This is a genomic window from Luteococcus sp. H101 (assembly GCF_038433155.1).
Classification (GTDB): domain Bacteria; phylum Actinomycetota; class Actinomycetes; order Propionibacteriales; family Propionibacteriaceae; genus Luteococcus.
This window is the reverse complement of record NZ_JBCDMW010000010.1, coordinates 58,151-82,683: the sequence shown is the minus strand read 5'-3', so window position 1 is coordinate 82,683 and position 24,533 is coordinate 58,151. Positions and strand designations below refer to the sequence as shown.

Genomic DNA, 24,533 nt, shown 5'->3' with positions numbered 1-24,533 from the left:
GTCCCGCTTCCTTCTCCTTCCCTGTGGCTTGTCCCCCCGCCGAGGTCAGCCGCTCGGAACCGGGCGCGCCGGTCAGTCCGAGACGTAGCAGGTCATGTTGTTCAGGTCCATACCCTCGGTGGAGTACATCGGGATCTCGTATTCCACCTGGCCGTTCTTGACCGGGTTGTCACTGATGGTCTCCTGGCCGTGGTAGATCCGGCCATTGGAGGTGCGGCAGCCCGCATTGACCTCGACGTGCCCGTCCATCGTGCCCCGGATGGTGACGGTGCCCCTCAGCACCTGCTGCTTGTCGAACTTGGGTGACGGAGCCACCTGCGGCTTGCTGATCCTGGAAATGCTGAAGTCCTTGGACATGTCCGTCTTGTCCACCAGTGAGGCCTTGAAGGTCTTCACCGTGGCGCCCTTGGGCAGCTCGATCAGGTTGCTGGTGACCAGGTCATGCGTGCCGGTGGTGTAGACCGAGTTCAGCCCGGTGTTGGTGGCGATCTGCTTGCCGGAGGCGTCGAAGAGCTGGATCTTGATGTTGAGCATCATCGGCCGGTCGGTGGTGGCGTTGAACAGGGCGACGATCTGCGCGTGTTGACCCGATGAGGACGGGGCGCCCTTGATGTCGATCAGTTCCAGGTTGGAGATACCGGAGCCGGCGGGGACCGCAATCTTCTGCCGAGCGCCGGAGCTGCTGCCACCGGAATTGCTGCTGCCCGAGCTCGCATCATCGTCGGTGGAGCCCCCGGAATTGCCAGTGACGTCGCTGGGCTCGCCGCCGGAGCTGTCATTGGTCGAGTCATCGTCGGCGGAGCCGGTATCGCTGGACTGGTCGTCGGAGGAGGTGTCGTTCGAGTCGCTGGACTCGTCAGCCGAGCCGGTCTGGTTGGAGTCCGGGGATTGCTCGGTGCCGCTCTGGTTGGTGGATTCGTTGTCCTTGGAGCTGTCGGTGCTCGCCTGGGGAGCGACGCTGACGGGCTGCGGGGTGGCCTCGGTCTTGCCAACGCCCGGGATCATCGAGCACGCGGTGAAGGCGGGCAGGATGGCGAGGGCGGCGATGCTGGTGCGCAGGGCGCTGGAGCGGGGCATGATGCGTCCTTTCGGGCGGTGGTGGTCAGCGGTGAGGCGTGCTGGCGTGTGAATTCATCATGAGCGAAGGTCGGGTCAGGGCCCATGGGGAGAACTCTCCGGGCGCCCCCGCGCAATGGCAGCGTCCCCGGACCCCCATCCGGGGTCCGGGGACGAACAGGCTGTTGGCCGTCGGGTGAGACGGTCTGGGGCCAACCAGGCTGGGTCAGATGGAGACGTAGCAGGTGGCCCGGGCCAGGTCCACACCCTTCGCGTCGTACATCGGGATGGAGTACTCCACCCGGCCACCGGAGACGTCCTTGTCGGTGATGCTCATGGCGCCGTGGTAGATCTTGCCGTCGCTGGTGATGCAGGCGCCGTCCGCCTCCACCGAGTTGGACCCCACGGAGCCGCTCACCCTGGCGGTGCCCGTCAGCACCTGGAGGTTGTCGAACTTGGGCGACTGACCCACTTCCGGCGTGCTGACATTGCTGACCCGGGGGCCGCTGGTCAGGTCGGTCTTGTCGACGAAGGATGCCTTGAAGGACTTGGGCTTGGCCCCCGCGGGGACCTTGATCAGGTTCTTGGTCACCAGGTCATGCGAGCCGGTGGTGTAGACCGAGTTCAGGCCCGTGTTGGTGGCGATCTGCTTGCCACTGGCGTCGTACAGCGTGATCCGGATGTTCAACATCATGGGGCGGTCGGTGGTGGCCTTGAAGACCGCCACCACCTGGCCGTAGTCGGTGCTGGAGCTGCGTCCGCCGTAGATGTCGAGCAGTTCCAACCGGGAGATGCCGGAGCCGGCGGGCACCTGGATCCGCTGTCGATTGCCCGAGCTGCTGCTGTTGGTGTGGGAGTTTCCGCTGGTGGAGCTGCCGGTGTTGGAGCTGCCGGAGCCCTTGCCGGTGCTGGTGGAGCCATCCTGCGAGTTGCCGGAAGCGCCGTCGTCGCCGGTGGAGTCATCGCTGGAGCTGTCGGCGTCCGAGCCACCGTCGTTCGTGCCGGTGGAGTCGTCATTCGAGTCCTGGCCCGTGGAGCCGCCGTCGGTGCTGGACCCGTCGTCGCCGGAGTCGTCGGAGCCATTGTTCGAGGCGTTGGTGTCCGAGTCGTCGTTGGCGTTCGAGTCGTCGTCGTTCGCGCTGTCGTCGTTCGAGTCGGTGGTGTCCCGGGACTGGTCCGCGCCGTTGTTGTTCTTCGACGAGTTGCCGGCGTCCTGCGGGGCGACGTTGGCCTGCTGCGGGGTGGCCTCGGTCTTGCCGATACCGGGGACCATGGAGCAGGCGGTGAAGGCGGGCAGGATGGCGAGGGCGGCGATGCTGGTGCGCAGGGCGAGGTAGCGGTTCATGATGAATCCTTTCGGAAGCTGGTGGTCAGCAGGTGGTGGTTGCTGGCTTGCACATTCATCATGTTGGAGGGCCCTGCCGGCCGTCGATGGGGAGAACTCCCCGCCGCCGCAATCGCAAGCAGGCTTCACCTTTCCTGGTTGCGCCGGAACTCCTCATCCAGCAGCGGCAGGTCCTTCTCGGTGACCAGCAGCGTGCTGACCGCATGGTGCACCAAGGTGCTGCGTCGATTGCTGGCCAGCTTGCCCGGCCCGCCGCGCAGCCCCTCCACCCCGGCCGCCTCCAGCTTGGCGCAGACATTGTCCAGCTTGCGGTTGAAGGTGGTCAGGGGCCAGCCCAGCCGCGCGGCCGCCTGGGCCAACGACGGGACGTGGCCGACGCCGGTGCCGCCGCGGCGCAGGGTGGGCTCGGCCAGCGCCAGGATTGCCAAGCGCTGGGAGTCGGTGAAGACCGGCGGGCCGACGGTCTCGATCCCCGGGGCCGCCGGCGGTTGGAAGGTGTGTCGCAGCGCGGGTGCCTTGGGCAGCACCAGTTCCAGCTCATAGCTGGTGGGGCCGGCCTGGAAGGTCACCAGCGTGCGCTCGGCCACCAGGGCACTGCGCGCACCGGGGGACAGGGTGGACCGGGTCAGTCCGGCCACGTCGGTGAGCTGCACCGGCAGTCGGCTGCCCACATTGGCCACCCACCACAGCCCGTCGTGCTGGCTGACCTCCAGCAGGATCCGGTGCAGATGCGGGTTGTCGTCCACCTCCACCATTCCGGCGCGGCCGATGGTGCACACCGTGCCCGGTTCCACCGTGGTCAATTCGCCGATGTAGTCCACCACCAGGGCGTCAGCGCTGGTCATCCGCCAAAACCTCCTCCACCCAGTTCGGGTTCCAGACTGCTGTTGGCCGACGACGGTCCGGCCGACGTGGTACTGCCTGTCGGAGCAGTTGCCGGGGTGGTGCTGGCCGACGTGCCCGGGCTGGCCGATCCGTCGCCGGAGGGACGGGGTGTGTCGATGCTGGAGACCGGGCCGGGGCTCGGCGTGGGGCCGTCGTCGGGCCCGGGAAGGAACCGCCACAGCGCCAGGCTGACCAGCAGCGCGAGCAGGCCGAGCAAGAGCAAGGCCAGCCAGCGGCGTCGGCGCGCATCACCCCGGGGGTTGGCCTGCGGGCTGGCACCCGCCGCAGAGCCCGGGCCCTGGAAGGAGTGGGTCGGATGGGGATTGGCTGGCTGGGAAGGGATCGGGTAGGGCGGGGCCGCCGTCGGGTGCGACCCGGCCGCTTCCTGCCATGGCGCCCGCTGGCCCGAGTACGCCGCGGGGTCCGGGCGGTGGGGCTGGGTCGGCCCGCCCACGGCCGTACCCGTGGAATGGGCGGCAGCGGTTCGGTCGGCGGTGGGGGCGGTGGTCGTGCTGAGCGTAGCGGCGGGCGTCGCAGCACCGGGCGAGGCTCCGGCCGGTGCGTCCGGCGCCGGATCGGGCAGGGTCTGCCCCGGGCGGGGTTCGGCCAGCGTGACCAGACGCGTGCGGTCATCGGGGTCGGCGGCCACCGTCTGGTCCTGTTGGTCGGTGCCGTTCCAGAGCTCGATCGGCGTGATCGCGAGCCCCAGCCTGCTCTGTTCCTGCTGCAGCGCGCGGCCCAGTCCCAGGGCGGTGGCGGGACGCTGCCCGACCTCCTCCGACATCCCGGTGAGTAGCAGGTCCTCGAGCGTCGACGCGACATCCGCCCGGCCGGTGGGCTGGGCGCTCAGGCCCGGCCGGTTCGGGCCCAGCGGCACCTTCCCGGCCAGGGCGGCCCACAGGGTGGCGCACAGCGAGTAGACGTCGGCGGAGGGGGCGAAGCCCTGCCCAATCGCCTGCTCCGGGGGAGCCCAGGCCGGGCTGAAGGCGGGAACCGGTTCCGCCGTCTGCTCCAGCGACTGGGCAATGCCGAAGTCGGTCAGCAGCGGGCGGCCATATTCGGAGAACAGGATGTTGGCGGGCTTGATGTCGCGGTGCAGGATGCCCAGCCGGTGGGCGGTCTCCACCGCGCCGGCCAGCTGGACGCCGATCTGCAAGACCTCGCTCACGGGCAGGGGGCGGGCACGCAGCCGGTCCATCAGGTTGGGCGGCGGGCACAACTGCATCACCAGGTAGGGGCGCGAGTCGTCGCATTCACCCACCTGGTAGACGGGGATCACGTGCGGATGGCTGGACAGCCGGGCCATCAGGCTGGCCTCGGAGGAGAAGTAGCGGCGGGCGGCCTCGTCGAAGCCGTGGATGACCTTGACCGCGACGTCGCGACCCAGCGCCGTCTGCTCGTAGCGGTAGACGTGGGCGAAGCCGCCACTGCCAAGCAGGGCCTTGTACCGCAGGCCACTGATCTGCGGCGGCCCCACGGTCTGATCTGCGCTCACCCGGCCTCCTGTTCCTTTCGAAACACTAGCCGGAAGGGGGCCCTACTGCCCAAGCTGAACAGGCGCCCCTGCGGATGTTGCGGATCACTTGCCGCTGGAGGGTGATGGCGGCGGGGCCTGCCCGTGGCGGGGGTTTCGGTACCGGGTTGTTCCGCAACAACTGCAGGGTGAGGGTCGGCGGGGCTTCGCCCGTGGCGGTGCCGATCGGTCTCTGACCGGAGGATGGGCGCGCTCAGTCGCCGCCGCCTCCGCCGTCGCCGCCACCATCCCCGCCGCCGGAGTCACCGGCGTCGCTGAGATCCGAGGCAAGGTCTGAGATGCCGTCGGCCAGATCGGACAGCGCGTCGCCCAGCGAGTCCGCGAGGTCCCCGGCGACGTCGCCCAGACCGCCGAGGGAACCGGCGTCGAAGGAACCGAGATCGCCGTACCAGGCCAGATCGGTGACCCAGATGTCGGCAGTCACCGGATCGATCCCGTGCAGGGCCTCGCCGAAGGCGCGCACCCACTGGTCGGTCACCTCATAGGCGATCGCCCATGGCAGGTAGCGGCTGAAGATGCCCGCCCCCTCCTCGAACCGTAGGCGGCTGCCGTCGGCCGTCGCCAGGAAGTGCTTGAAACCCGCCGACTGGTAGCGCAGGGCAGACCCCAGGGCGGTCCGCTGGCGGGCGCCCGGGGTGGTGAGGCACCTGCCCAGCGGGATGCTGCCATTGCGCAGGTGCGGATACCACTGCTGGTGCTGGGGACTCCCGGCAAAGGTCTCCTTCAACTGCCGGATCCCCCTGGCCAGGTGGGGCTTCAGCTCCTCGATGGTGGCGGGGCGGCCCAGGATCCCCAACTGGTGGTGCAACTGGCGACGCAGCAACGGCAGTTCCGGACCGGCTGGCTTCAGTAACGTGATCAACCACTGGGTCTGGGTCTTGTTGCCCCGCCAGCCAGCCGGCCGCTCCACCTTGCGCAGGTTCAGGTAACCGTCGACGGCCAGACCGACGATGGCCGCGGCGATGTCCGGCCCGCTGACGGCGGCCTTGGTGAGCATGCCCACCTGCTCCGGGAGCACCCCGGCCGGGGGATCGAAGCGCACCGCGACCGGCGCCTTGACGTCGTTGGGCGTCGCCCGACGGGTGGGGAATCCGGGGCCCGGTGGCAGCGCGCCCGGGGGCAGCTCGAAGAGCTCGTCGTGCTTGCTGATCACGCTCTTGCCGGTGGAATTGCCCCGGCCGCTGATCAGCCCCAGCACTGCCAGTAGCCCCACGATGCCGATGAAGATCGCTGTCAGCATTGGTCCCTCTCTGCCCGGTGTCCTTGGCGCCGAGCATGCCGGAGCGACGGGTCAGGGGAGTGGGGGGCTCAGGAAAGGCTCAGCGCTGGTAGGTGCGACGCCCCAGCCAGAAGGTGGCCACCACCGGGTCCGGGAGATCCCGGCCGTGGTACGGGTTGTTGCGGCTGCGGGACAGTGACCGCTCCCGGTCCACCGTCGCCCGGGCCGACGGGTCCACCAGCACCAGGTTGGCCGGCGCGCCGGGCGCCAGCGCGACACCCTGCCGGCCGGCCAGGTTGCCGATCTCGGCCGGCTTGGTGCTCATCCGCTGCACGACGCTGGCCCAGTCCATCCGGCCGGTGTTGACCATGGTCTCCATCACCACCGCCAGCGCCTGCTCCAGACCGAGCATCCCGGGCCGGGCGTCGACGAAGGCATGGTCCTTGTCCTGGGCGGCGTGCGGGGCGTGGTCGGTGCCCACCACGTCGATGGTGCCGTCGGCCAGCGCCTCCCGGACCGCCTCGATGTGTTCGTCGGTGCGCAGCGGGGGGTTGACCTTGAAGGTGGTGTCATAGCCCTCCACCTCCCGAGTACCCAGCATCAGGTGGTGCGGCGTGGCCTCGGCGGTGACATTGATGCCGCGCTTCTTGGCCCAACGCACCACGTCGACGCCCTCCGCGGTGGAGATGTGGCAGACGTGCAGCCGGGAACGGGTCAGCTCGGCCAGCTGGACGTCGCGGGCGATGATCACGCTCTCGGCCTGGGCCGGCCAGCCGCCCAGCCCGAGCCGGCCGCTGATCTCGCTCTCATGGCAGCAGGCGCCCGGGCCAGCCAGCGAGGTGTCCTGGGAGTGCTGGGCGATCACGCCGCTGAAGGGCCGCACCCACTCCAGGGCGCGACGCATCAGCAGCGGGTCCTGGACGCACATGCCGTCGTCGGAGAAGACCCGCACCTGGGCTGACGACTTTGCCATCAGCCCCATCTCGGACAGTTCCTTGCCGGCCAGGTTCTTGGTGACCGCGCCGATCGGCTGGACGAAGCAGTTGCCGTCGCGCTCGCCCAGCAGCTTTATCCATTCGGCCTTCTGCGCGTCGTCGGTGACGGGCTGGGTGTTGGCCATGGCGAAGACGGCGGTGTACCCGCCCCGGGCCGCGGCGGCGGTGCCGGTGGCGACGGTCTCGGCATCCTCCCGGCCGGGCTCGCGCAGGTGGGTGTGGATGTCCACCAGACCAGGCAGGGCCAGCAGCCCGTCGGCGTCGACCCGTTCGGCACCCGATGGGGCCTCGTCAACCAGTACGCCGTCGCGGACGAACAGGTCCGTGGTGGTGCCGTCGGCGAGCCGGGCGCCCGCAATCACGTAGTTCTGCTGGGTGTGGGCGGGCTGGTTCATGCCTGGCCTTCCTGGTTGCTGCCGGGGGCGGGGTTGGCCGAGCCGGCGGAGTCGGCGGGGGAGTCGGTCTGGGAGCCGCCCAGCAGGTGGTAGAGCACGCTCATCCGGACGGCGACGCCGGCCGAGACCTGGTTGAGCACCAACGAGTCGATGCTGTCGGCAGCCTCGCTGGAGATCTCCAACCCGCGGTTCATCGGTCCGGGGTGCATGATCCCGACGCCGGGCTTGAGCGCCCGCAGCCGGGTGGCGGTCAGTCCCCAACCGTCGATGTACTCCCGCTCGGTGGGGAAGAAGCCGGAGCTCATCCGCTCCCGCTGCACCCGCAGCATCATCGCGATGTCCGCGCGGGACAGTGCCTCGTCGAAGTTGTCGACGATCTCCACCGGCCAGGTGGCCGCGCCCGTGGGCATCAGCGTCGGGGGAGCGCACAACAGCACCGTCGCCCCCATCGTCGTCAGCAGGCTGACATTGCTGCGCACCACCCGGGAGTGCAGCAGGTCACCGGTGATCACCACGGTGCGGCCCTCGAAGTCATTGACCGGCTCGCCGTCGAGCTTGCGGAGGTGCTGCCGGATGGAATAGCTGTCCAGCAGCGCCTGGGTGGGGTGCTCGTGCGCCCCGTCGCCGGCATTGACGATGCTGGCGCGTACCCAGCCCGCGGCCTGCTGCACGGTGCCGGAGCCGGCATGGCGGATCACGAAGCAGTCCACGCCCATCGAGTCCAGGGTGAGCAGCGTGTCCTTCATGGACTCGCCCTTGCTGACGCTGGAGCCCTTGGCGGAGACATTGATGGTGTCCGCACTCATCCACTTCCCGGCAATCTCGAAGGAGGTGCGGGTGCGGGTGGAGTCCTCGAAGAAGAGGTTGATGATGGTGCGGCCCCGCAGTGCGGGGATCTTCTTCACCTCCCGGCCCTGGATGTCGTGCATCTGTTCGGCAAGGTCCAGAATGCTCAGAGCCGTGGGACGGTCGAGGTCGCTGGCGGCCAGCAGGTGCTTCATCGGGTGCCCTTCGCTGCGGGGATGCGTTGGATGGTGACCAGATCCTGGCCGTCGTGCTCGACGAGGTGGACGGCCACCCGTTCGTCCTTGGCGGTGCCGATCTGCAAGCCGACGACGTCGGCCTGCAGCGGCAGTTCCCGGCCGCCACGGTCCACCAGGGTGGCCAGCATCACCCGGTCCGGGCGGCCGATGTCCTTGAGCGCATCCAGCGCCGCCAGCACGGTGCGGCCGGAGTTCAGCACGTCGTCCACCAACAGCACGGTGCGGCCCTCCACCGGGCAGGGGATCAGACTGCGGCCCGCCGTGCGGGTGGGATTGCGCCGCAGGTCATCGCGGTAGAGCGTGATGTCCAGGTCCCCGACGGGCACCTGGCCGCCCTCGATCCGGCCGATCTCGGTGGCCAGTCGACGCGACAGCGGGACGCCCCGGGTAGGGATGCCCAGCACCAGCAGGTTCTGGGCGCCCTTGGCCAGTTCGGTCACCTGGTGGGACATCCGGGTCAGGGCACGTTGGATCTCGTCGGCCTGGAGAATGACGCGGACCGGTCCGGCATCGTGGTCGGTGGCCCGGGGGCTGGGTGACTCGGGATTGAGGGTCACAAGCAGGTCTCCTGAGGTGCTCGAAGTCCCGTCCAACCGGTGGTGGGGGCGGGTCCTCGAAGCAGCAATCTACCAACCGGGAACGCGCCGTGGGACGCCACCCGCAAAGCGGCCCATTTCACCAGGTGCTCGGCTAGGATCAGCGCCATGAATGCGCTCACCACCCTGAACCTTCTGGAGTCCACCTTCCCGGGGTGGCCCGAGTACACCCCCGTCTCAACCATGCACATGTTCCTGCTCACGCTGGGCGTGCCGCTGCTGATCGGCCTGGTGGTCACCGGGCTGTTCCTGGGGACGCATCGCAAGCAGGAGCTGCGGGCCAGCAACGAGGCCGCCGGTATGATCGACGCCCAGCCGCGCACCGCGGTTGCCCCGGGCCGGGCCCAGCCCGCCGTCGAGGCGGGGGACGATGACCTGACCCAGGCCGCCCAGCTGGGTTCCCGCGCCGCCCGCACCGACCACTGACCGCAGGGCCGCCCAGAAACAGAAGCAGGACGGGGGTCCGACGCAACTATTGCGTCGGGCCCCCGTCCTGCATCTGTTCTCAGCGGATCCTTGGCCGGCTGGTGATCCCGGCGCATTCCAGCTCCTGCTGCATCCCAGACCCTGAGACTGGCTTGGGAATTCGCCATCCGGTGTGCTTCACTCAGTGACATGCAGACCGCGACAGCCCTCTTCCTCGTGACCCGGCGTCACGTGGACCTGCTGCGCCTCAATGGCTGCATGTGTCAGATGGCTTGAGCCGCGTCTGACCACCGTCCCCGTTTCTGAGGGGACACTCCGTCCGGGCGCGTGACGCCCGGGCATCATCTGGCCGCACTGCATCCGCAGCCCCCATTCCGGCCAAATCCACCTGTGTGTTGCGTGCCACCCACACAGAGGTGAGAATCCGTGAACCAGCCATCCCCGGCGGCCCCCAGCCGCGTCCGCCCGCCCCGCGAGGGCCAGTCCAAGGGGCAGTGGGCCGTCGACGGCCGCACCCCGCTCAACCACAACGAGGAGTTCAAGGCTGAGGAGAATCCGTTGGCCGTGCGGCAGCGGATCATCGACGTCTACTCCAAGCAGGGCATCCGTTCGGTTCCCGAGGATGACCTGCACGGCCGCTTCCGCTGGCTGGGCATCTACACCCAGCGCAAGCCCGGGATCGACGCCCGCAGCACCAGCAAGCTGGATGCCGGGCAGCTGTCCGACGACTACTTCATGATGCGGGTCCGGATCGACGGCCAGCAGCTCAGCCTGGACCAGGTTCGGGTGCTGGGCAGCATCGGAGTCGACTTCGCCCGGGACACCGCCGACATCTCCGACCGGCAGAACGTCCAGTACCACTGGATCGCCATCGAGGACGTGCCGGAGATCTGGCGTCGGCTGGAATCCGTCGGGCTGTCCACCACCGAGGCCTGCGGCGACACACCGCGCGGCTTCCTGGCCAGCCCCGTCGCCGGGATCGCGGCCGACGAGATCATCGACCCGACCCCCACCATCAAGGCGATCACGCAGCGCTGGATCGGCGACGAGTCCTTTGCCAACCTGCCGCGCAAGTTCAAGACCGCCGTCACCGGCCATCCCAGCCTGGACGTGGTGCACGAGATCAACGACATCTCCCTGGTGGGCGTCGTGCACCCGGAACTGGGTCCGGGCTACGACCTGTGGGTGGGTGGCGCGCTGTCCACAACCCCGCGGCTGGCCGAACGGCTGGGCGCCTTTGTCAGCGAGGCCGACGCCGTGGACGTCTGGGCCGGCGTGACCGGCATCTTCCGGGACTACGGCTACCGCAAGCTGCGCACCAAGGCCCGGCTGAAATTCCTGCTGGCCGAATGGGGCCCCGAGAAGTTCCGGCAGGTGCTGGAGGACGAGTACCTGGGCCGCGCGCTGCCCGACGGCCCGGCGCCGGCCAAGGCCGTCGGCGACGCCGACCACGTCGGCATCGGGGACCAGAAGGACGGCCGCAAGTACGTCGGCTTCGCCCCCACCGTCGGCCGGTTGTCCGGCACCATCCTGAATGGGGTGGCGGACCTGGCCGAGGCCGCCGGCTCCGGCCGGATCAGCTTCACCCCGCACCAGAAGCTGCTGGTGCTGGACGTCGACCCGGACAAGGTGGACCAGCTGGTGGCCGGGATGGAGGCGCTGGGCCTGACCGCCAAACCGTCGCCCTTCCGTCGCGCCACCATGGCCTGCACCGGGATCGAGTACTGCAAGTTGGCCTTCGTCGAGACCAAGGGGCTGGCGGCGCGCACCATCACGGACCTGGAGCAGCGGCTGGACGACGTCGACCTGCCCCGGCCGATCAGCCTCAACATCAACGGCTGCCCCAATTCCTGCGCCCGGATCCAGATCGCCGACATCGGCCTGAAGGGCCAGCTGGCCGGCGACGAGTTCGCCTTCCAGGTGCACCTGGGGGGTGGCCTGGCCAGCGAGACCCGCGACGAGGCCGGCCTGGGCCGCACCGTGCGCGGGCTCAAGATCACTGCCGATGACCTGCCGGACTATGTGGAACGAGTCACCCGCAGCTACCTGGCCGGGCACGAGGGCGACGAGACCTTTGCCGAATGGGCCCACCGGGCCGACGAGGAGGCCCTGCGATGAGCCTGTTCACCCACGTCCTGACCGGGGTGCAGATTGACCTCTCGGAGGAGGCCTCGACCGGCTCGGCCGCGGGGGCAGGGCCCCTGCCTCCGGATGCCGAGCCGCGCGACGCCACCACGGGCCCCGAGCCTGTTGAGGGATCCCAGTCGACGGTCCCCGAGCCTGTCGAGGGTGCCCTACCCACCATCGAACGCCGCTCCACCGCCGAGCTGAAGGCCCTGGTCGCCGAGGGGCAGGAGCGCTTCGTCGACTCCACCGCCCAGGAGCTGTTGGCCTGGGCCGGGCAGACCTTCGGCCGGGAGCTGGCCGTCGCCTGCTCCATGGCCGCCGACACCATCCTCCCGGCGCTGGTCAGCCAGACCATCCCCGGGGTCGACGTGCTCTTCCTGGAGACCGGCTACCACTTCCCGGAGACCCTGGCCACCCGGGACGAGCTGGCCCGGACCTGGCCGGTCAACGTGGTACAGGTGCTGCCCCGGTTGACCGTCGCGGAGCAGGACGCCCAGTACGGCCCGAAGCTGCATGACCGGGACCCGGCCCAGTGCTGCGGCCTGCGCAAGGTGGAGCCGCTGGCCCGGGCGCTGCGCGGCTACCAGGCCTGGGTGACCGGCATCCGACGGGAGGACAATGCGCTGCGCGCCAACGCCCAACTGGTGGAGTGGGACCAGACCCACCAGCTGGTCAAGCTCAACCCGATTGCGGCGTGGAGCTTCGACGACGTCCTGGACTTTGCCACCACCCACGGGGTGCCGGTCAACCCGCTGCTGGCCGACGGCTACCCGTCGATCGGCTGCGCCCCGTGCACCCGTCGCGTCAACCCCGGAGAAGACCCCCGGGCCGGCCGTTGGGCCGGTCTGGCCAAGACAGAATGCGGGATCCACCTGTGAACACCTCAACCCATCTGGACGCCCTGGAATCCGAGGCGATCCACATCTTCCGCGAGACCGCGGCCGAGCTGGAGCGGCCGGTGCTGCTGTTCAGCGGCGGCAAGGACTCCGTCGTGATGCTGCACCTGGCCAGCAAGGCATTCTGGCCCGGCCCGATTCCCTTCCCCGTGATGCACGTGGACACCGGCCACAACTTCGGCGAGGTGATCGATTTCCGGGACCGGACCGTCGAGCGGCTCGGGCTGCGGCTGGTGGTCAAGCACGTGCAGGACTACCTGGACGACGGCCGGCTGACCGAGCGTCCCGACGGCACCCGCAACCCGCTGCAGACCATGCCGCTGCTGGACGGCATCACCGAGAACCGGTTCAACGCCGTCTACGGCGGTGGGCGTCGCGACGAGGAGAAGGCCCGGGCCAAGGAGCGGATCGTCAGCCTGCGCGACGAGTTCGGCCAGTGGGACCCGCGCAACCAACGCCCCGAGCTGTGGAACCTCTACAACGCCCGGCACCGCCCCGGCGAACATGTCCGGGTCTTCCCGCTGAGCAACTGGACCGAGCTGGACGTCTGGCGCTACATCGAGCGGGAGCGGATCGAACTGCCCGAGCTGTACTACGCCCACCAGCGCCAGGTCTTCCGGCGCGACGGGATGTGGCTGGCCGTCGGCCCCGTCTCCCAGCCGCGCGACGGGGAAGAGGTGGTCACCAAGCAGGTCCGCTACCGCACCGTCGGGGACATGTCCTGCACCGGCGCCGTCGAGTCCGACGCCACCACCGTGGCCGACGTATTGGTGGAGGTTGCCGCCACCACGCTCACCGAACGCGGCGCCACCCGCGCCGACGACCGGATCTCCGAAGCCGCCATGGAAGACCGCAAGAAGGAAGGCTATTTCTGAGTCATCAGGGAGCGGGACGACCCCCCTCGAACCCCCGCGCCCTCGCGCGCACCGGCCTCCGCAGGCTTCGGCCTGCGCTCGGGATCGGAATGCGGGACGACCCCCTCCAACCCCCGCGCCCTCGCGCGCACCGGCCTCGGCAGGCTTCGGCCTGCGCTCGGGATCGGAAATGGTCCTCACCCCCCAAGAACCAGCACCCAGGAGAAGATCCATGACAACACACGCAATCACGGCGGCCGAGCCTGTCGAGGCCCCTCGGCAAGATCGGGGACCGCTGGCCAAGGCCCAGGGCTCGCTGCTCCGGCTGGCCACGGCCGGCTCCGTCGACGACGGCAAGTCCACCCTGGTGGGCCGGCTGCTCTATGACTCAAAGTCCATCCTCGCCGACCAGCTGGATGCCGTCGAGCGGGTCAGCCAGGAGCGCGGCCTGACCGGCGCGGACCTGGCGCTGCTCACCGACGGCCTGCGCGCCGAGCGGGAGCAGGGGATCACCATCGACGTCGCCTACCGCTACTTCGCCACCGCCGAGCGCACCTTCATCCTGGCCGACTGCCCCGGACACGTGCAGTACACCCGCAACACCGTCACCGGCGCCTCCACGGCCGACGTGCTGGTGTTGCTGGTGGACGTGCGTCGCGGCGTGCTGGAGCAGACCCGACGGCATCTGGCCGTTGCGGCCCTGCTGCGGGTGCCGCACGTCGTCGTCGCGGTGAACAAGCTGGACCTGGTGGACTTCAGCCAGGACCGCTACACCCAGGTGGCCACCGACATCGTCGCCGTCGCCCAGGAGCTGGGGGTGGCGGCGCTGACCACCATCCCGGTCAGCGCCCTGGACGGCGACAATGTGGTGGACCGCAGCCAGCGCACGCCCTGGTACGACGGCCCCAGCCTGCTGGACCTGCTGGTCACCATCGAGCCGGAGGCGGGGCGGGAGCAGCAGCCGCTGCGCTTCCCGGTGCAGTACGTGCTGCGCCCGCAGCAGGCCGCGATCAGCCCGGAGTACGTCGAATACCGCGGTTATGCCGGTCAGGTGGCCCAAGGAACGGTGCGCGTCGGGGACCAGGTGGTGGTGCTGCCCAGCGGACGTCGCACCTGCGTGGTGGGGATAGACACCGCCACGGGTTCCCTGGACCAGGCGACGGTGGGGGAGTCGGTGAGCCTGCGGCTGGCCGACGAGATCGACATCACCCGCGGCGAACTGATCGCCGCCGCCGAGGACGCTCCCACCCCGGTGCAGGAGATCGACGCGATGGTGGCCTGGCTGGCCGACACCCCGCTGCGGGTGGGGCAGCGGGTGCTGCTCAAGCACGGCACCCGCACGGTGCAGGCGATCGTGCGGGACCTGGAGGGGCGGTTGGACCTGGACTCCATGACCCCCGAGCCCGTCGAGCACCTGGAGCTGAACGACATCGGCCGGGTGCGGTTGAAGCTGGCCGGCCCGGTGATGGCCGAGAGCTACCAGACCTCCCGCCCCGGCGGCGCATTCCTGCTGGTGGACGCGCAGCAGGGCCTCACCCTGGCCGCCGGGATGGTGGACGACCCGAACACCCCCGGGATCGTGCACCCGCCGTCGGCCTTCAACTGGTCCATCTAGGAAGGACTGAACCATGAAGCAGCTTGTCATCCTGGCCCTGGCCGGGCTGGTCGCGCAGTTGATCGACGGTTCGCTGGGGATGGGCTATGGCATCACCTCCAGCTCGGTGCTGCTGGCCGGCGGGCTCTCCCCGGCGGTGGCCAGCGCGTCGGTCCACCTGGCCGAGCTGGGCACCAATGTCGCCTCCGGCGCGGCGCACGTGAAGCTGCGCAATGTGGACTGGTGGCTGGTGCTGCGCCTCGGGCTCCCCGGGGCCGTGGGCGCCTTCTGCGGTGCGACAGTGCTCTCCCACTTGTCCACCGAGGCGGCGCGCCCCGTGATGGCGGCGCTGCTGGTTGGTCTGGGGCTGTTCATCCTGGCCCGGTTCACCCTGCGTCGGACCCGGGTCTCCGAGGCCCGGGTCTCCCCGCACGGTTCCCGCTTCCTGGCACCGCTGGGGCTGGTGGGCGGCTTCGTGGACGCGACGGGTGGCGGCGGCTGGGGCCCGATCTCCACCACCGCGCTGGTCAGCGCGGGCCGGACCCACCCGCGGACCGTGATCGGGTCCGTCGACACCTCGGAATTCCTGGTCTCGTTGGCCGCCTCGGCGGGCTTTGTGCTCAGTCTGGGCAGCGCCGGGGTGCGGCTCAGCTATGTGCTGGTGCTGTTGGCCGGTGGCCTGGTGGCGGCGCCGCTGGCGGCTTGGCTGGTCAGCAGGATTCCGGCGCAGATCATGGGCGGCCTGGTGGGCGGCGCGATCGTGGTCACCAACCTGGGCCAGGTCTTCCGCAGCTTCTCCGTGCCGGAACCCGCCCGGCACCCGATCACCGTGGCGTTGCTGCTGGTCTGGTTGGCGGCGGTGGCCGTCGGGATCCGACGGTATCGACGCGACGCCGCCGGGGTTGGGGCCTCGACGGGCTCGGCCGCCGGGGCTCGATCGCGTCCCACGATCCCCGAGCCTGCTTCTTCCACGAACCCCGAGCCTGTCGAGGGGTCCTTGGCGGCGGCGACTTCGGAGGGTCCCCGATGAGCGGCCTGTTGCTGGCGGCCCACGGAACCCGCTCCGCGGCGGGCCGGGCTTGTGTCGAGGAGATCCGCGTCGCCCTGGCAGCGCGACTGGACCAGCCGGTGCGGCTGGGCTGGGTGGATGTCTGCGCCCCCTACGTGGCGGATCTGGTCCGGGACGGCGACGTGATCATCCCGGCCTTCCTGGGCGCCGGGCACCACGTCCGGGTCGACATTCCCGAGGCGGCGTCGCGAGCCCGTGACGTCACGGTGACACCACACCTGGGGGCGGAGCTGGGCGAACAGCTGGTGGTCGATGCCCTGGTCGGCCGGGTGGAGGAGGCCGGCGGGCCGTGGCCGACGACGGTGATCGGCTGGGCGGGCTCCACCCATGCCCGCAGCCGGCAGCAGGCCCGACGGCTGGCCGAGGGGCTGGCGCGGCGCTGGGCCGCTGCCGGGGTCCGGGTGGAGCTGGCCACCCCACGCGAACTGCCACCCCGGGTGGCCGCGGCCCGGGACCGAGGCGAGCGAGTGGGGGTGGCCAGCTACCTGTTGGCCCCCGGCTTCTTCCACGATCGGCTGGGTGATGCCGGGGCGGATGCCGTCAGCGCACCGCTGGGCGCCCACCCGGCCGTGATCTCGGCCCTGGTGGCCCGGCTGGTGACGACGATTCCGGAGCGGGCCGCTGCCTGAGCCAGACACTGCGCCAGCCTTCGGCGGGAGGATCCGGGAAACCGGCTGCCCGATGTCCCGGGTTGGACGGGGGACCAGTTATCCCGATAGAGCGCTGACGGGGGGTCCAGCGCCATGGTGGCACCGGACATCGGCATTCGCTCGACCGGGATAACTGGACCATTGACCAAACCACTGCAGCGGCCGGACTGGCCCGCCTTGGGGGGCAGGCGAGACCCCCGCGGGCCTCGGGGCAGCCTCGGGAAACCGCTGCGGCGGCTCCCGGTGGGTCACGCGTCGGTCAGCGTCACGTCCCCGGAGCCGGAGCTGGCCCGGATCTCCAGGTGGGGTTGGCCCTCGGTGGGTTCTCCGCGCGGGCTCAGCTGGACGTCCAGGTCCCCGGTGCCGGTGCTGGCGTCCTGCCAGACCGGGATGCCGCGCTTGGCGCCGATCGTGATGTCACCGCTGCCGGTACGGGCGGTGACCCGGCCGGACCCCAGACAGCCCAGCTCGACGTCGCCGGAACCGCTGGCCAGCTCCAGATCGCCGCTGGCCGTCTCCACCCGGATCTCGCCGGAACCGGTCTTGATCCGGGTCTCGCCCGGGGCCTCGTCCAGACTCACCACGCCGGAGCCGGCTGTGATCTCGCCACCGGAGCAGCTCTCGAGCGTCAGGTCGCCCGACGTGGTGCGGGCACGAAGCCGGCCACCCTCCCCGTTGATGGTGACGTCGCCGGTCTTGCCGTCCAGGTCCAGGGCGGTGCCCGGCGGGATGCTGACACTGGCGCTGACCCCGGCGGTGTGGCCGAAGCGCACCGAGGTGCGACCGATCTGCAGGGCGAAGCCGGCCCCCTTGCCAGTGGTGAGCACCGGAGGGATCACCAGCTCGATCCGGCCGTCCTTCTCCTCGGCCTTCAGGGCTTCGTCCAGATAGCTGGGTTCGCTGGCCGTCACCTCGATCCGGACCTGGCCGGGGTCGGCGTTATGGTCGATCTCCAGGTCAGCCTCGGGGGCGATGACGGTCAGCCCCGCCAGCTGGGCGACGTCGAAGGTGAAGGTGCGGGTGGTCTGGTCACTGTTCATGGCTTCTCCTAGGCCCAGCCGGTGACGCGGCGCGTGGACTTCTTCTGGGTGGGCTGGGGCGCCAAGGCCTGGCGGCAGGCCTGGGTGATCCAGCTGTTGAGCGAGAGGCCGTCGCGCTGGGCGGCGGCATCGGCCCTGGTCTTCACGTTCTCGGGCAGGCGCAGGGTGATCCGGGCGGTGCCCTGCTCCGTCTCCTCGGCCTCCGCCGGTTCAACCGGGGTGGCCGGCGGGGCCTGACGCAGGACGTCGATCACGGGATCCCGGCCCTCCAACCGCACCTGGACCACTGCGTCCTCCAACCCGGCGGAGATTTCGTCGGCGGCCTGGGTGAGGGCCTGGATCATGGCCAGCCGCAGGCTGGGCTCGGCGGCGGTGACCAATTTCTCGGCCACCGTCCTGGTGGTCTCGTCGGCCAGTGCGGTGGCCCGGTCAAGGTCCTGCCGCACGGCGTCCAGATAGCTGTTCAGCTCCATGCACACCACTATGACACCACGCCGACACCACCGCAACATCATAATGATGTCATGAATGGGTCCCCCTGCGAGAGTTGCGCACCATGGGAGCGCGGTGGTCACCACCAGGCGTGCATGCGGCGTGTCCGCTCGATTCGGCGGGTTGGTGCGCAACATTTGCGGGGTGGTGGGCGAGGCCGCCTCGTCTGGGTGAGGGCAGCGCTCAGGGATTGCAGCCGGCCGCCATGGTGGCGGTCAGGTTTGTGGCGTCGCGGGCGGCCTCGATGTTCCAGCTGTCCTTGGTGCGGGCGATTCCGCTGGCTGGGTGGCAGATGAACTGGTTCTTGAGCGACGCGGTATCGGGGATGTCACCCCGGGTGCGGGCCTGCGCCCAGCCCTCGTCGGTCAGGATGGACAGTGGAACGGTCCGGCCCAGATCCGTGGGGGCAATCAGCCAGCGTGGTTGGCCCTGCCAGGTCTGTGTCGTCACCGACGAGATCAACACGGTCCCGACGGTGGAGACCACTCGGGTCGGCTTTGGCAAGGGCTTCTCATCGGCTGACACCGCGACCATGCGATGGCCGGTGACCTGCCACCAGCCCGGCACCGGCGGCTTGCCCGGGACGGTCACCGTCGGGGCAGTGGCGGCTAGCAGCAGCTGGCCCGATGCCGTTCGCGCGGCAACGGCCCCGCCCGGCAGTTCCTCCACGACGTCGGTCTTGCGCAGGCCGAGCGTGATCCTGGTGCCGGTCAGCGTGAGTCGGGTGTTGCCCTCCGGCAGGTCCGTGCCGGCCAGGGTCCCGTCGGTGCGTACTGCGATGTCGCCCTGGGGGCCGCGCAGCACGATCGGGGGCAGCGGCTGGTAGTCGTAGTCCACGCTGGGCGTGTAGCTGGCCTCATCACCCAGCCCCGGATCGCTGGGCGAATCCGAGGGGCTGGGGCTGGCCTCCGGAGTGCTGGAAGAAGCGGTTCCGGAAGAAGTAGCGCCGGTGGCCACGACGCTGGGTGGGGTCTCCGTCGGGGAACCACCGCCGGGCCCGGCCGCAGGGAACGAGCCTCCACAGCCAGCCAACCCCAGGGTGATCGGCACCAACCAAGCCGCGAGCCGGGCCAGGGGCCGGGACGCGCGCCGGGCCGGGGGCCGGGACGCGCGCCGGGCCGGGGGCCCAGCCGCTGCGAGCCGGGCCATGGACCCGGCGTACGTGACCCGGGGGCGTGCGCCCGACTGGGCCATCGCGTGGCCCAGCCCGGCGCGTCGCCCCCGGGTCATCGGCAGGTCTCCCGGCCTCAGGCGCTGGCGGCCTGGCAGCGCAGCGCCCGTCGGGCCGCGTCGGACTGCTCAAGCAGCACCCGTCGTACCCCGGCCGAAAGGTCGGTGGCCAACAGCTCCTCCACCCGGCCCAGGAAGGCCTCGCCGGCCACCGGGACGGTGGGGAAGAGCAGCACCAGGGCATTCTGGCTGGCGGCGTGACCGCGGGTCTTCCAGATGCCCTCGGCGCCGCTGATCGCACGGCACAGCTCCAGGTACTTGTCGGCGTAGGGCTGCAGCAGCTCACCCTGGGTGTCGCTCCAGAACGCGCGGCAGACCTGCTCCTGGGTGCCATTGGGCACCTCCGGGTCCTCGCAGGCCAGCCGCCAGGCCTCCGCCTTGGCCTCTGTGGTGGGCAGGCTCGCGCGGCAGGCGGCCGCCCACTCGGCGCCGGAGATGGTCTTGTCCCGCTGCGCCTCGGCGTCGATCTCGGCGGTGCCGACGGCACCCATCCGGGCCAGCGCCCGGGTGATCCGCCAGCGCATGTCGGCGTCGATCTGCAGGCCGTCGGGCACCTCATCGCCTGCCAGCCAGGCCTTGAGCAGCTCAGCGCCGGCGGCCGAATCCACCGCGGAGATGATCCCGTTGGCAAAGCCCAACTGGTGGTCGCTGCCCGGCTCGGACTGCTTCAACAGGCCGGCGAAGCCGGCGGTGAGACGCGCCCGGCCAGCGGCCCGCTGGTCATCCGGGGTGTAGGAGGTGCCGGCCAGGACCGCCTGGTTGCGCAGGAAGGCCAGCGCGGCCGGGTCGGTCTCCTGCGCGATCCCCTGCAGCACCAGCGAGATGTAGTCCGCGGCGGGCATCTCTGCGTCGCGGCACATGTCCCAGGCGGCCGCCCAACAGACGGCCCGCGCCAGCGGGTCCTCCATCTGGTGCACGTGCTGCACCAGGGTGGCCAGCGACTGCTCGTCCAGCCGCACCTTGGCGTAGGTCAGGTCCCGGTCATTGAGCAGCACCAGGTCACCGCGGTGCACCCCCACCAGGGCGGGGATCGGGGTGCGTTCCCCGTCGATGTCCACCTCCAGCTCATGGCTGCGGCGCAGCACCCCGTCGGTCAGGGTGAAGACGCCGATCCCCATCCGGTGGGTGCGCAGCGTCGGGTGTTCCGGGTTGGCGGTCTGCACGACGTCGAAGCGGGTGAACCTGCCCTGGTCATCCAGGTCGAAGTCGGCGCGCAGCACATTCGGGCCCGTGGTCTCCAGCCACTGGGCGGAGAAGTTGGACAGGTCCCGGCCGGAGCTCTTCTCCAGTGCCCCCAGCAGGTCGGAGAGCTGCGTGTTGCCGAAGGCGTGCTCGGCGAAGTAGGCCTGCACCCCGGCCAGGAAGGCGTCCTCCCCGACGAAGGCCACCAGCTGCTTCAGCACGGAGGCGCCCTTGGCATAGGTGATCCCGTCGAAGTTTTGCTCGACGGCCTCCAGGTCCACCATGTCCGCGGCAATCGGGTGGGTGGTGGGCAGCTGGTCCTGCCGGTAGGCCCAGGACTTGCGGCCATTGCAGAAGCCCACCCAGGGGTCGGTCCCGCCGTCGGCCTCGTGGATCTTGGCCAGGCAGAAGTGGCTGGCCCATTCCGCGAAGCTCTCGTTCAGCCACAGGTCATCCCACCAGGTCATGGTGACCAGGTCCCCGAACCACATGTGCGCCAGCTCGTGCAGGATGGTGTTGTCCCGGGACTCGTACATCTCCTGCCCGACGCGGGAGCGGAAGAGGTACTCGTCGCGGAAGGTGACGCAGCCGGCATTCTCCATGGCCCCGGCATTGAACTCCGGCACGAAGATCTGGTCATAGCTACCGAAGGGGTAGGGGTGGCCGAAGCTGGCCTCGAAGACGTCGAAGCCGCGCTGGGTGGTGTGCATGATCCGCTCGTCGTCCAGGAATTCGGCCATGGACTGGCGGCACATCACCGAGGCGGGGATCTCGCCCAGTTTGGTCTTCAGGGTGTGTTCGACGCGGTGGTACTCGCCCGCGATCAGGGCGGTGATGTAGGTGGCCACCTTCAGTGTCGGCTCGAACTCCCAGATGCCGTTGCCATTGGCGCCCTCGACGGGTTCGACGGCCTGGGCATTGCTGACCACCTGCCAGTGCCTGGGCGCAATCACGTTCAGCTGGAAGGTGGCCTTCTGGTCGGGCTGCTCGAAGGTGGCGTACATCCGGCGGGCATCGGCGGTCTCGAACTGGGTGTAGAGGTAGACCTTGCCGTCGGCCGGGTCGACGAAGCGGTGCAGGCCCTCGCCGGTGTGCGAGTAACGGCACAGGGCGGTGACCACCAGCCGGTGCTCGCCGGGCTCACTGCTGAAGGGCAAGGTGCCGTCGGCGAAGCGGGTGACGTCCACCTGGGTCTCGTCCAGCCAGGCGTCCAACACCTCGTCGGCAATCAGGTCGACGTGGGATTCGCCGCCCTGGCTGGTGAAGGTGATCTCCGAGGTCGACAGGAAGGTCTCGGTGGGCTCGGCCAGCGGTTCTCCGTCCAGGCCCAGGCCGGACAGGTCGACGGTGACCAGGTAGGCCTCGGCGGTGACAATCCGGGAGCGCTGCTGGGCGCTCTCACGAGTGATGTTTGCGGTAGTCATGCGGGACATGGACCTTTCATGGCGTGGAGATGACCAGCGGGGCTGAATCACCATTCGAGCCTATACCGGGTTGCTCGGGAATTGGTTGCATAGGCTGGGGGCATGACCACTCCCGTTGACTTCTGGTTTGACCCGTTGTGCCCGTGGGCCTGGATGGCCTCCCGCTGGATGCTGGAGGTGGAGAAGGTGCGCGACGTGCACACGACCTTCCACGTGATGAGCCTGTCGGTGCTGAACGATGGCCGTGACCTGCCCGAGGACTACCAGGAACACATGCGCGAGGGCTGGGTGGGGGTGCGCGCCGCCATCCTGGTGGAGCAGCAGCACGGCTTCGACGTCCTGCGGAGCTTCTACACTGCCCTGGGCACCCGCTACCACCTGGGCAAGGAGCCCAAGACCGCCGATACGGTGCGGGCGGCGCTGGCCGAGCTGGACCTGGACGAGTCGATTGCCGACCGGGCGGCGGCCTGGCAGCCCGGTGATGCGCCCGACGAGGTTGACGTCGCTCTGCGCAAGAGCCACCACGATGGGATGGATCCGGTGGGCGACGAGGTGGGTACCCCGGTGATCCACCTGAACGGCAAGGCGTTGTTCGGGCCGGTGATCAGCCCGGCGCCCAAGGGTGAAGAGGCGGGCCGGCTCTTTGATGGGTTCAGCCTGGTGACCGAGTACGACGGCTTCTTCGAGCTGAAGCGCACCCGCACCGTGGGCCCGATCTTCGACTGACATTCTTGGACGGGTCTACTGACCGCAGCCGGACCGTAGTCGGTGCCAGCTGCGGTCAGTTCCGTTCGGTGCCGGGTCAGCGGCGGGTGGGCAGACCCTCCAGGGCCTCGATGCCGTCCAGGGTGGAGACCTCCGGCTCGTGGTGCAGCGTCGGGTCCACCTTGAGGTAGGTCTTGGTCTCCCGGGCGATCAGGCCGGAGCAGATCAACAGGCCCACCAGGTTGGGCAGCGCCATCAGGCCGTTGGCGATGTCGGAGAAGGTCCACACGGTCGAGAGCTCCATGGTGGCCCCGACGAAGACGATGGCGCTGAAGACCAGCCGGTAGGGCAGCACGCCCTTGACGCCCACCAGCCGCTCCACATTGCGTTCGCCGTAGTAGGCCCAACCCAGCACGGTGGAATAGGCGAAGAAGATCAGCGCCAGCGCGACGATCACGCCGCCGGCCGTGCCGGGCAGGCCGGTGCTGAAGCCCTGCGCGGTGAGCGCGGCGCCGGTCTTGCCGGACTGCCACACGCCGGTGGTGAGGATCACCAGGCCGGTCATGGAGACCACGATGATGGTGTCGATGAAGGTCTGGGTCATGGAGACCAGGCCCTGGCGCACCGGGTGCTTGGTCTTGGCGGCGGCCGCGACGATGGCCGCCGAGCCCATGCCGGACTCGTTGGAGAAGACGCCGCGGGCAATGCCGAACTGGATGGCCTGGGCCAGGGCCGCGCCCGCGAAGCCGCCCGCCGCGGCGGTGCCGGTGAAGGCGTCGGTGAAGACCAGCTGCAGCGCCGGAATGATGCCCTGGTAGTTGATGGCCAGCACGACGAAGCCGGCCACCACGTAGAAGATGATCATCAGCGGGACGAAGGCGGAGGTCACCCGGGAGATGGACTTGATGCCGCCCAGGAGCACCAGCGCGGTCAGCACCACCAGCACCGCGCCGACGATCGTCGGGCTGATCCCGAAGGTGTCGTGCATGGCGGCGGCCACCGAGTTGGACTGGGTCATGTTGCCGATCCCGAAGGAGGCAATCACCGCGGCGATGGCGAAGAAGAGGGCCAGGAACTTGCCGAGCCCGCCCGGGATGGCGCGCTGCAGGTAGTACTGCGGGCCGCCCGAGACCTCACCATTGGCGTCCAGCGTGCGGAAGCGGACGCCCATGAAGGCCTCCGAGTACTTTGCGGCCATGCCGAAGATCGCCGAGAGCCACATCCAGAACAGGGCACCGGGGCCACCCAGGTGGATCGCGGTGCCGACGCCGGCGATGTTGCCCACACCGACGGTGGCGGCCAGGGCCGTCGCCAGGGCCTGGTAGTGGGAGACGTCGCCCTCCTCATGATCGGCGTCGCTGCGCCGGAAAAGCGCCAGGGAGAGGGCGGGCCCCAGCTTGAGGAACTGCACGCCACCCAGCCGGATGGTGAGCCAGATGCCGGTGCCCAGCAGCAGCGGGATCAGCATGAACTTGCCCCAGATGATCCCGTCGAGGGTTGTCAGAAATTCTTCCACGGTGCGCACTCCTGTGTGTTGACCTGTGTGTGGACTCGAGTCGAACGAGCGTTCGCGACAGCAAATCGTGAAATTTGTCACAAATCAAGGGTCAACGGGGTGATTTGGCGCAGAGTTCATGTCAGCCTCAGCCCCGACGCGCCTGCCGACCCCGTCTGGACGCAAAACTGTCAGTGGGCTGGTGCAGGATGGACGCCGTGACCCAGAAGACTCCCGCCGCTCAAACCGACGCCACCGCCGACACCGCGGATGATGCCCTG

At 69.6% G+C, this 24,533-nt stretch carries 22 protein-coding genes; 9 read left to right on the top strand and 13 right to left on the bottom strand.

Features of this window, described 5'->3' with window-relative positions; translation table 11 throughout:
* Window positions 1-72 precede the first annotated feature (72 nt).
* The 8 genes from AAEX60_RS03460 to pyrR all read right to left on the bottom strand — a co-directional run bounded on the left by AAEX60_RS03460 (window position 73) and on the right by pyrR (window position 9,029).
* On the bottom strand, window positions 73-1,077 hold the full coding sequence (locus AAEX60_RS03460; RefSeq protein ID WP_342101257.1) for a hypothetical protein: 1,005 nt from the start codon (window positions 1,075-1,077) through the stop codon (window positions 73-75).
* 205 nt (window positions 1,078-1,282) lie between these two features.
* Window positions 1,283-2,401 (bottom strand): hypothetical protein, encoded by a 1,119-nt coding sequence (locus AAEX60_RS03455; RefSeq protein ID WP_342101256.1) that lies wholly within the window; start codon window positions 2,399-2,401, stop codon window positions 1,283-1,285.
* A 125-nt stretch (window positions 2,402-2,526) separates the two neighbouring features.
* Entirely contained in the window at window positions 2,527-3,246 is a 720-nt protein-coding gene (locus AAEX60_RS03450; protein ID WP_342101254.1) for a hypothetical protein, read from the bottom strand.
* Window positions 3,243-4,781, bottom strand: a complete 1,539-nt coding sequence (locus AAEX60_RS03445; RefSeq protein WP_342101252.1) for a protein kinase domain-containing protein — start codon at window positions 4,779-4,781, stop codon at window positions 3,243-3,245. Before AAEX60_RS03445 ends, AAEX60_RS03450 begins: the two co-directional genes overlap by 4 nt.
* A gap of 232 nt (window positions 4,782-5,013) precedes the next feature.
* A complete protein-coding gene (locus tag AAEX60_RS03440; protein WP_342101250.1) occupies window positions 5,014-6,060 on the bottom strand; it encodes a hypothetical protein in 1,047 nt (348 codons plus the stop codon).
* Window positions 6,061-6,139: 79 nt separating this feature from the next.
* A complete protein-coding gene (locus tag AAEX60_RS03435; protein WP_342101249.1) occupies window positions 6,140-7,429 on the bottom strand; it encodes a dihydroorotase in 1,290 nt (429 codons plus the stop codon).
* Window positions 7,426-8,430 (bottom strand): aspartate carbamoyltransferase catalytic subunit, encoded by a 1,005-nt coding sequence (locus tag AAEX60_RS03430; protein WP_342101247.1) that lies wholly within the window; start codon window positions 8,428-8,430, stop codon window positions 7,426-7,428. The genes AAEX60_RS03435 and AAEX60_RS03430 overlap by 4 nt, the downstream gene beginning before the upstream one ends.
* Complete coding sequence (gene pyrR, locus AAEX60_RS03425; protein ID WP_342101244.1) at window positions 8,427-9,029, bottom strand: bifunctional pyr operon transcriptional regulator/uracil phosphoribosyltransferase PyrR; 603 nt, start codon at window positions 9,027-9,029, stop codon at window positions 8,427-8,429. The genes AAEX60_RS03430 and pyrR overlap by 4 nt, the downstream gene beginning before the upstream one ends.
* Window positions 9,030-9,176: 147 nt before the next feature.
* Here pyrR and AAEX60_RS03420 point away from each other — a divergent pair, with 147 nt between their 5' ends.
* The 8 genes from AAEX60_RS03420 (at window position 9,177) to AAEX60_RS03390 (ending at window position 16,663) form a co-directional block, all read left to right on the top strand.
* Window positions 9,177-9,494 carry a hypothetical protein gene (locus AAEX60_RS03420; protein WP_342101242.1) on the top strand — a complete coding sequence of 106 codons (318 nt, stop codon included), beginning with the start codon at window positions 9,177-9,179 and terminating at the stop codon, window positions 9,492-9,494.
* A gap of 189 nt (window positions 9,495-9,683) precedes the next feature.
* The gene (locus tag AAEX60_RS16385) at window positions 9,684-9,770 is read left to right on the top strand and encodes a putative leader peptide (RefSeq protein ID WP_446721247.1); all 87 of its coding nucleotides are present in this window, start codon (window positions 9,684-9,686) and stop codon (window positions 9,768-9,770) included.
* A gap of 150 nt (window positions 9,771-9,920) precedes the next feature.
* Window positions 9,921-11,612, top strand: coding sequence for a nitrite/sulfite reductase (locus tag AAEX60_RS03415; RefSeq protein ID WP_342101240.1), 1,692 nt, complete (start codon window positions 9,921-9,923; stop codon window positions 11,610-11,612).
* Window positions 11,609-12,499, top strand: a complete 891-nt coding sequence (locus tag AAEX60_RS03410) for a phosphoadenylyl-sulfate reductase (protein WP_446721246.1) — start codon at window positions 11,609-11,611, stop codon at window positions 12,497-12,499. Before AAEX60_RS03415 ends, AAEX60_RS03410 begins: the two co-directional genes overlap by 4 nt.
* Complete coding sequence (gene cysD, locus AAEX60_RS03405) at window positions 12,481-13,392, top strand: sulfate adenylyltransferase subunit CysD (RefSeq protein ID WP_446721245.1); 912 nt, start codon at window positions 12,481-12,483, stop codon at window positions 13,390-13,392. The genes AAEX60_RS03410 and cysD overlap by 19 nt, the downstream gene beginning before the upstream one ends.
* A 211-nt stretch (window positions 13,393-13,603) precedes the next feature.
* Window positions 13,604-14,986, top strand: a complete 1,383-nt coding sequence (locus tag AAEX60_RS03400) for a sulfate adenylyltransferase subunit 1 (RefSeq protein WP_342101235.1) — start codon at window positions 13,604-13,606, stop codon at window positions 14,984-14,986.
* A 13-nt stretch (window positions 14,987-14,999) separates the two neighbouring features.
* Window positions 15,000-15,995 (top strand): sulfite exporter TauE/SafE family protein, encoded by a 996-nt coding sequence (locus AAEX60_RS03395; RefSeq protein ID WP_342101233.1) that lies wholly within the window; start codon window positions 15,000-15,002, stop codon window positions 15,993-15,995.
* A complete protein-coding gene (locus tag AAEX60_RS03390) occupies window positions 15,992-16,663 on the top strand; it encodes a sirohydrochlorin chelatase (protein WP_342101231.1) in 672 nt (223 codons plus the stop codon). Before AAEX60_RS03395 ends, AAEX60_RS03390 begins: the two co-directional genes overlap by 4 nt.
* A 269-nt stretch (window positions 16,664-16,932) precedes the next feature.
* On the opposite strand, the gene AAEX60_RS03385 is transcribed toward AAEX60_RS03390, so the two are convergent.
* The 4 genes from AAEX60_RS03385 to pepN all read right to left on the bottom strand — a co-directional run bounded on the left by AAEX60_RS03385 (window position 16,933) and on the right by pepN (window position 22,052).
* Window positions 16,933-17,724 carry a DUF4097 family beta strand repeat-containing protein gene (locus AAEX60_RS03385; RefSeq protein WP_342101229.1) on the bottom strand — a complete coding sequence of 264 codons (792 nt, stop codon included), beginning with the start codon at window positions 17,722-17,724 and terminating at the stop codon, window positions 16,933-16,935.
* An 8-nt stretch (window positions 17,725-17,732) separates the two neighbouring features.
* Window positions 17,733-18,197, bottom strand: a complete 465-nt coding sequence (locus tag AAEX60_RS03380) for a YlcI/YnfO family protein (RefSeq protein WP_342101227.1) — start codon at window positions 18,195-18,197, stop codon at window positions 17,733-17,735.
* Window positions 18,198-18,399: 202 nt separating this feature from the next.
* Entirely contained in the window at window positions 18,400-19,266 is an 867-nt protein-coding gene (locus tag AAEX60_RS03375) for a DUF2599 domain-containing protein (protein WP_342101225.1), read from the bottom strand.
* Window positions 19,267-19,463: 197 nt separating this feature from the next.
* The gene (gene pepN, locus AAEX60_RS03370; RefSeq protein WP_342101224.1) at window positions 19,464-22,052 is read right to left on the bottom strand and encodes an aminopeptidase N; all 2,589 of its coding nucleotides are present in this window, start codon (window positions 22,050-22,052) and stop codon (window positions 19,464-19,466) included.
* A gap of 102 nt (window positions 22,053-22,154) precedes the next feature.
* Between pepN and AAEX60_RS03365 the strand changes: the two genes are divergently transcribed.
* Complete coding sequence (locus tag AAEX60_RS03365; protein WP_342101223.1) at window positions 22,155-22,778, top strand: mycothiol-dependent nitroreductase Rv2466c family protein; 624 nt, start codon at window positions 22,155-22,157, stop codon at window positions 22,776-22,778.
* 76 nt (window positions 22,779-22,854) lie between these two features.
* Here the strand turns inward: AAEX60_RS03365 and AAEX60_RS03360 are convergent, their stop codons facing one another.
* Window positions 22,855-24,273: an alanine/glycine:cation symporter family protein gene (locus tag AAEX60_RS03360; RefSeq protein WP_342101222.1), complete on the bottom strand. Its 1,419-nt coding sequence runs from the start codon at window positions 24,271-24,273 to the stop codon at window positions 22,855-22,857.
* Window positions 24,274-24,533 lie beyond the last annotated feature (260 nt).

Coding starts and splice junctions, on each gene's coding strand:
- AAEX60_RS03460 (WP_342101257.1), bottom strand. CDS start 1,077: ATGCCCCGCTCCAGCGCCCTGCGCACCAGCATCGCCGCCCTCGCCATC.
- AAEX60_RS03455 (WP_342101256.1), bottom strand. CDS start 2,401: ATGAACCGCTACCTCGCCCTGCGCACCAGCATCGCCGCCCTCGCCATC.
- AAEX60_RS03450 (WP_342101254.1), bottom strand. CDS start 3,246: ATGACCAGCGCTGACGCCCTGGTGGTGGACTACATCGGCGAATTGACC.
- AAEX60_RS03440 (WP_342101250.1), bottom strand. CDS start 6,060: ATGCTGACAGCGATCTTCATCGGCATCGTGGGGCTACTGGCAGTGCTG.
- AAEX60_RS03435 (WP_342101249.1), bottom strand. CDS start 7,429: ATGAACCAGCCCGCCCACACCCAGCAGAACTACGTGATTGCGGGCGCC.
- AAEX60_RS03430 (WP_342101247.1), bottom strand. CDS start 8,430: ATGAAGCACCTGCTGGCCGCCAGCGACCTCGACCGTCCCACGGCTCTG.
- AAEX60_RS03420 (WP_342101242.1), top strand. CDS start 9,177: ATGAATGCGCTCACCACCCTGAACCTTCTGGAGTCCACCTTCCCGGGG.
- AAEX60_RS16385 (WP_446721247.1), top strand. CDS start 9,684: ATGCAGACCGCGACAGCCCTCTTCCTCGTGACCCGGCGTCACGTGGAC.
- AAEX60_RS03410 (WP_446721246.1), top strand. CDS start 11,609: ATGAGCCTGTTCACCCACGTCCTGACCGGGGTGCAGATTGACCTCTCG.
- cysD (WP_446721245.1), top strand. CDS start 12,481: ATGCGGGATCCACCTGTGAACACCTCAACCCATCTGGACGCCCTGGAA.
- AAEX60_RS03400 (WP_342101235.1), top strand. CDS start 13,604: ATGACAACACACGCAATCACGGCGGCCGAGCCTGTCGAGGCCCCTCGG.
- AAEX60_RS03395 (WP_342101233.1), top strand. CDS start 15,000: ATGAAGCAGCTTGTCATCCTGGCCCTGGCCGGGCTGGTCGCGCAGTTG.
- AAEX60_RS03390 (WP_342101231.1), top strand. CDS start 15,992: ATGAGCGGCCTGTTGCTGGCGGCCCACGGAACCCGCTCCGCGGCGGGC.
- AAEX60_RS03385 (WP_342101229.1), bottom strand. CDS start 17,724: ATGAACAGTGACCAGACCACCCGCACCTTCACCTTCGACGTCGCCCAG.
- AAEX60_RS03380 (WP_342101227.1), bottom strand. CDS start 18,197: ATGGAGCTGAACAGCTATCTGGACGCCGTGCGGCAGGACCTTGACCGG.
- pepN (WP_342101224.1), bottom strand. CDS start 22,052: ATGACTACCGCAAACATCACTCGTGAGAGCGCCCAGCAGCGCTCCCGG.
- AAEX60_RS03365 (WP_342101223.1), top strand. CDS start 22,155: ATGACCACTCCCGTTGACTTCTGGTTTGACCCGTTGTGCCCGTGGGCC.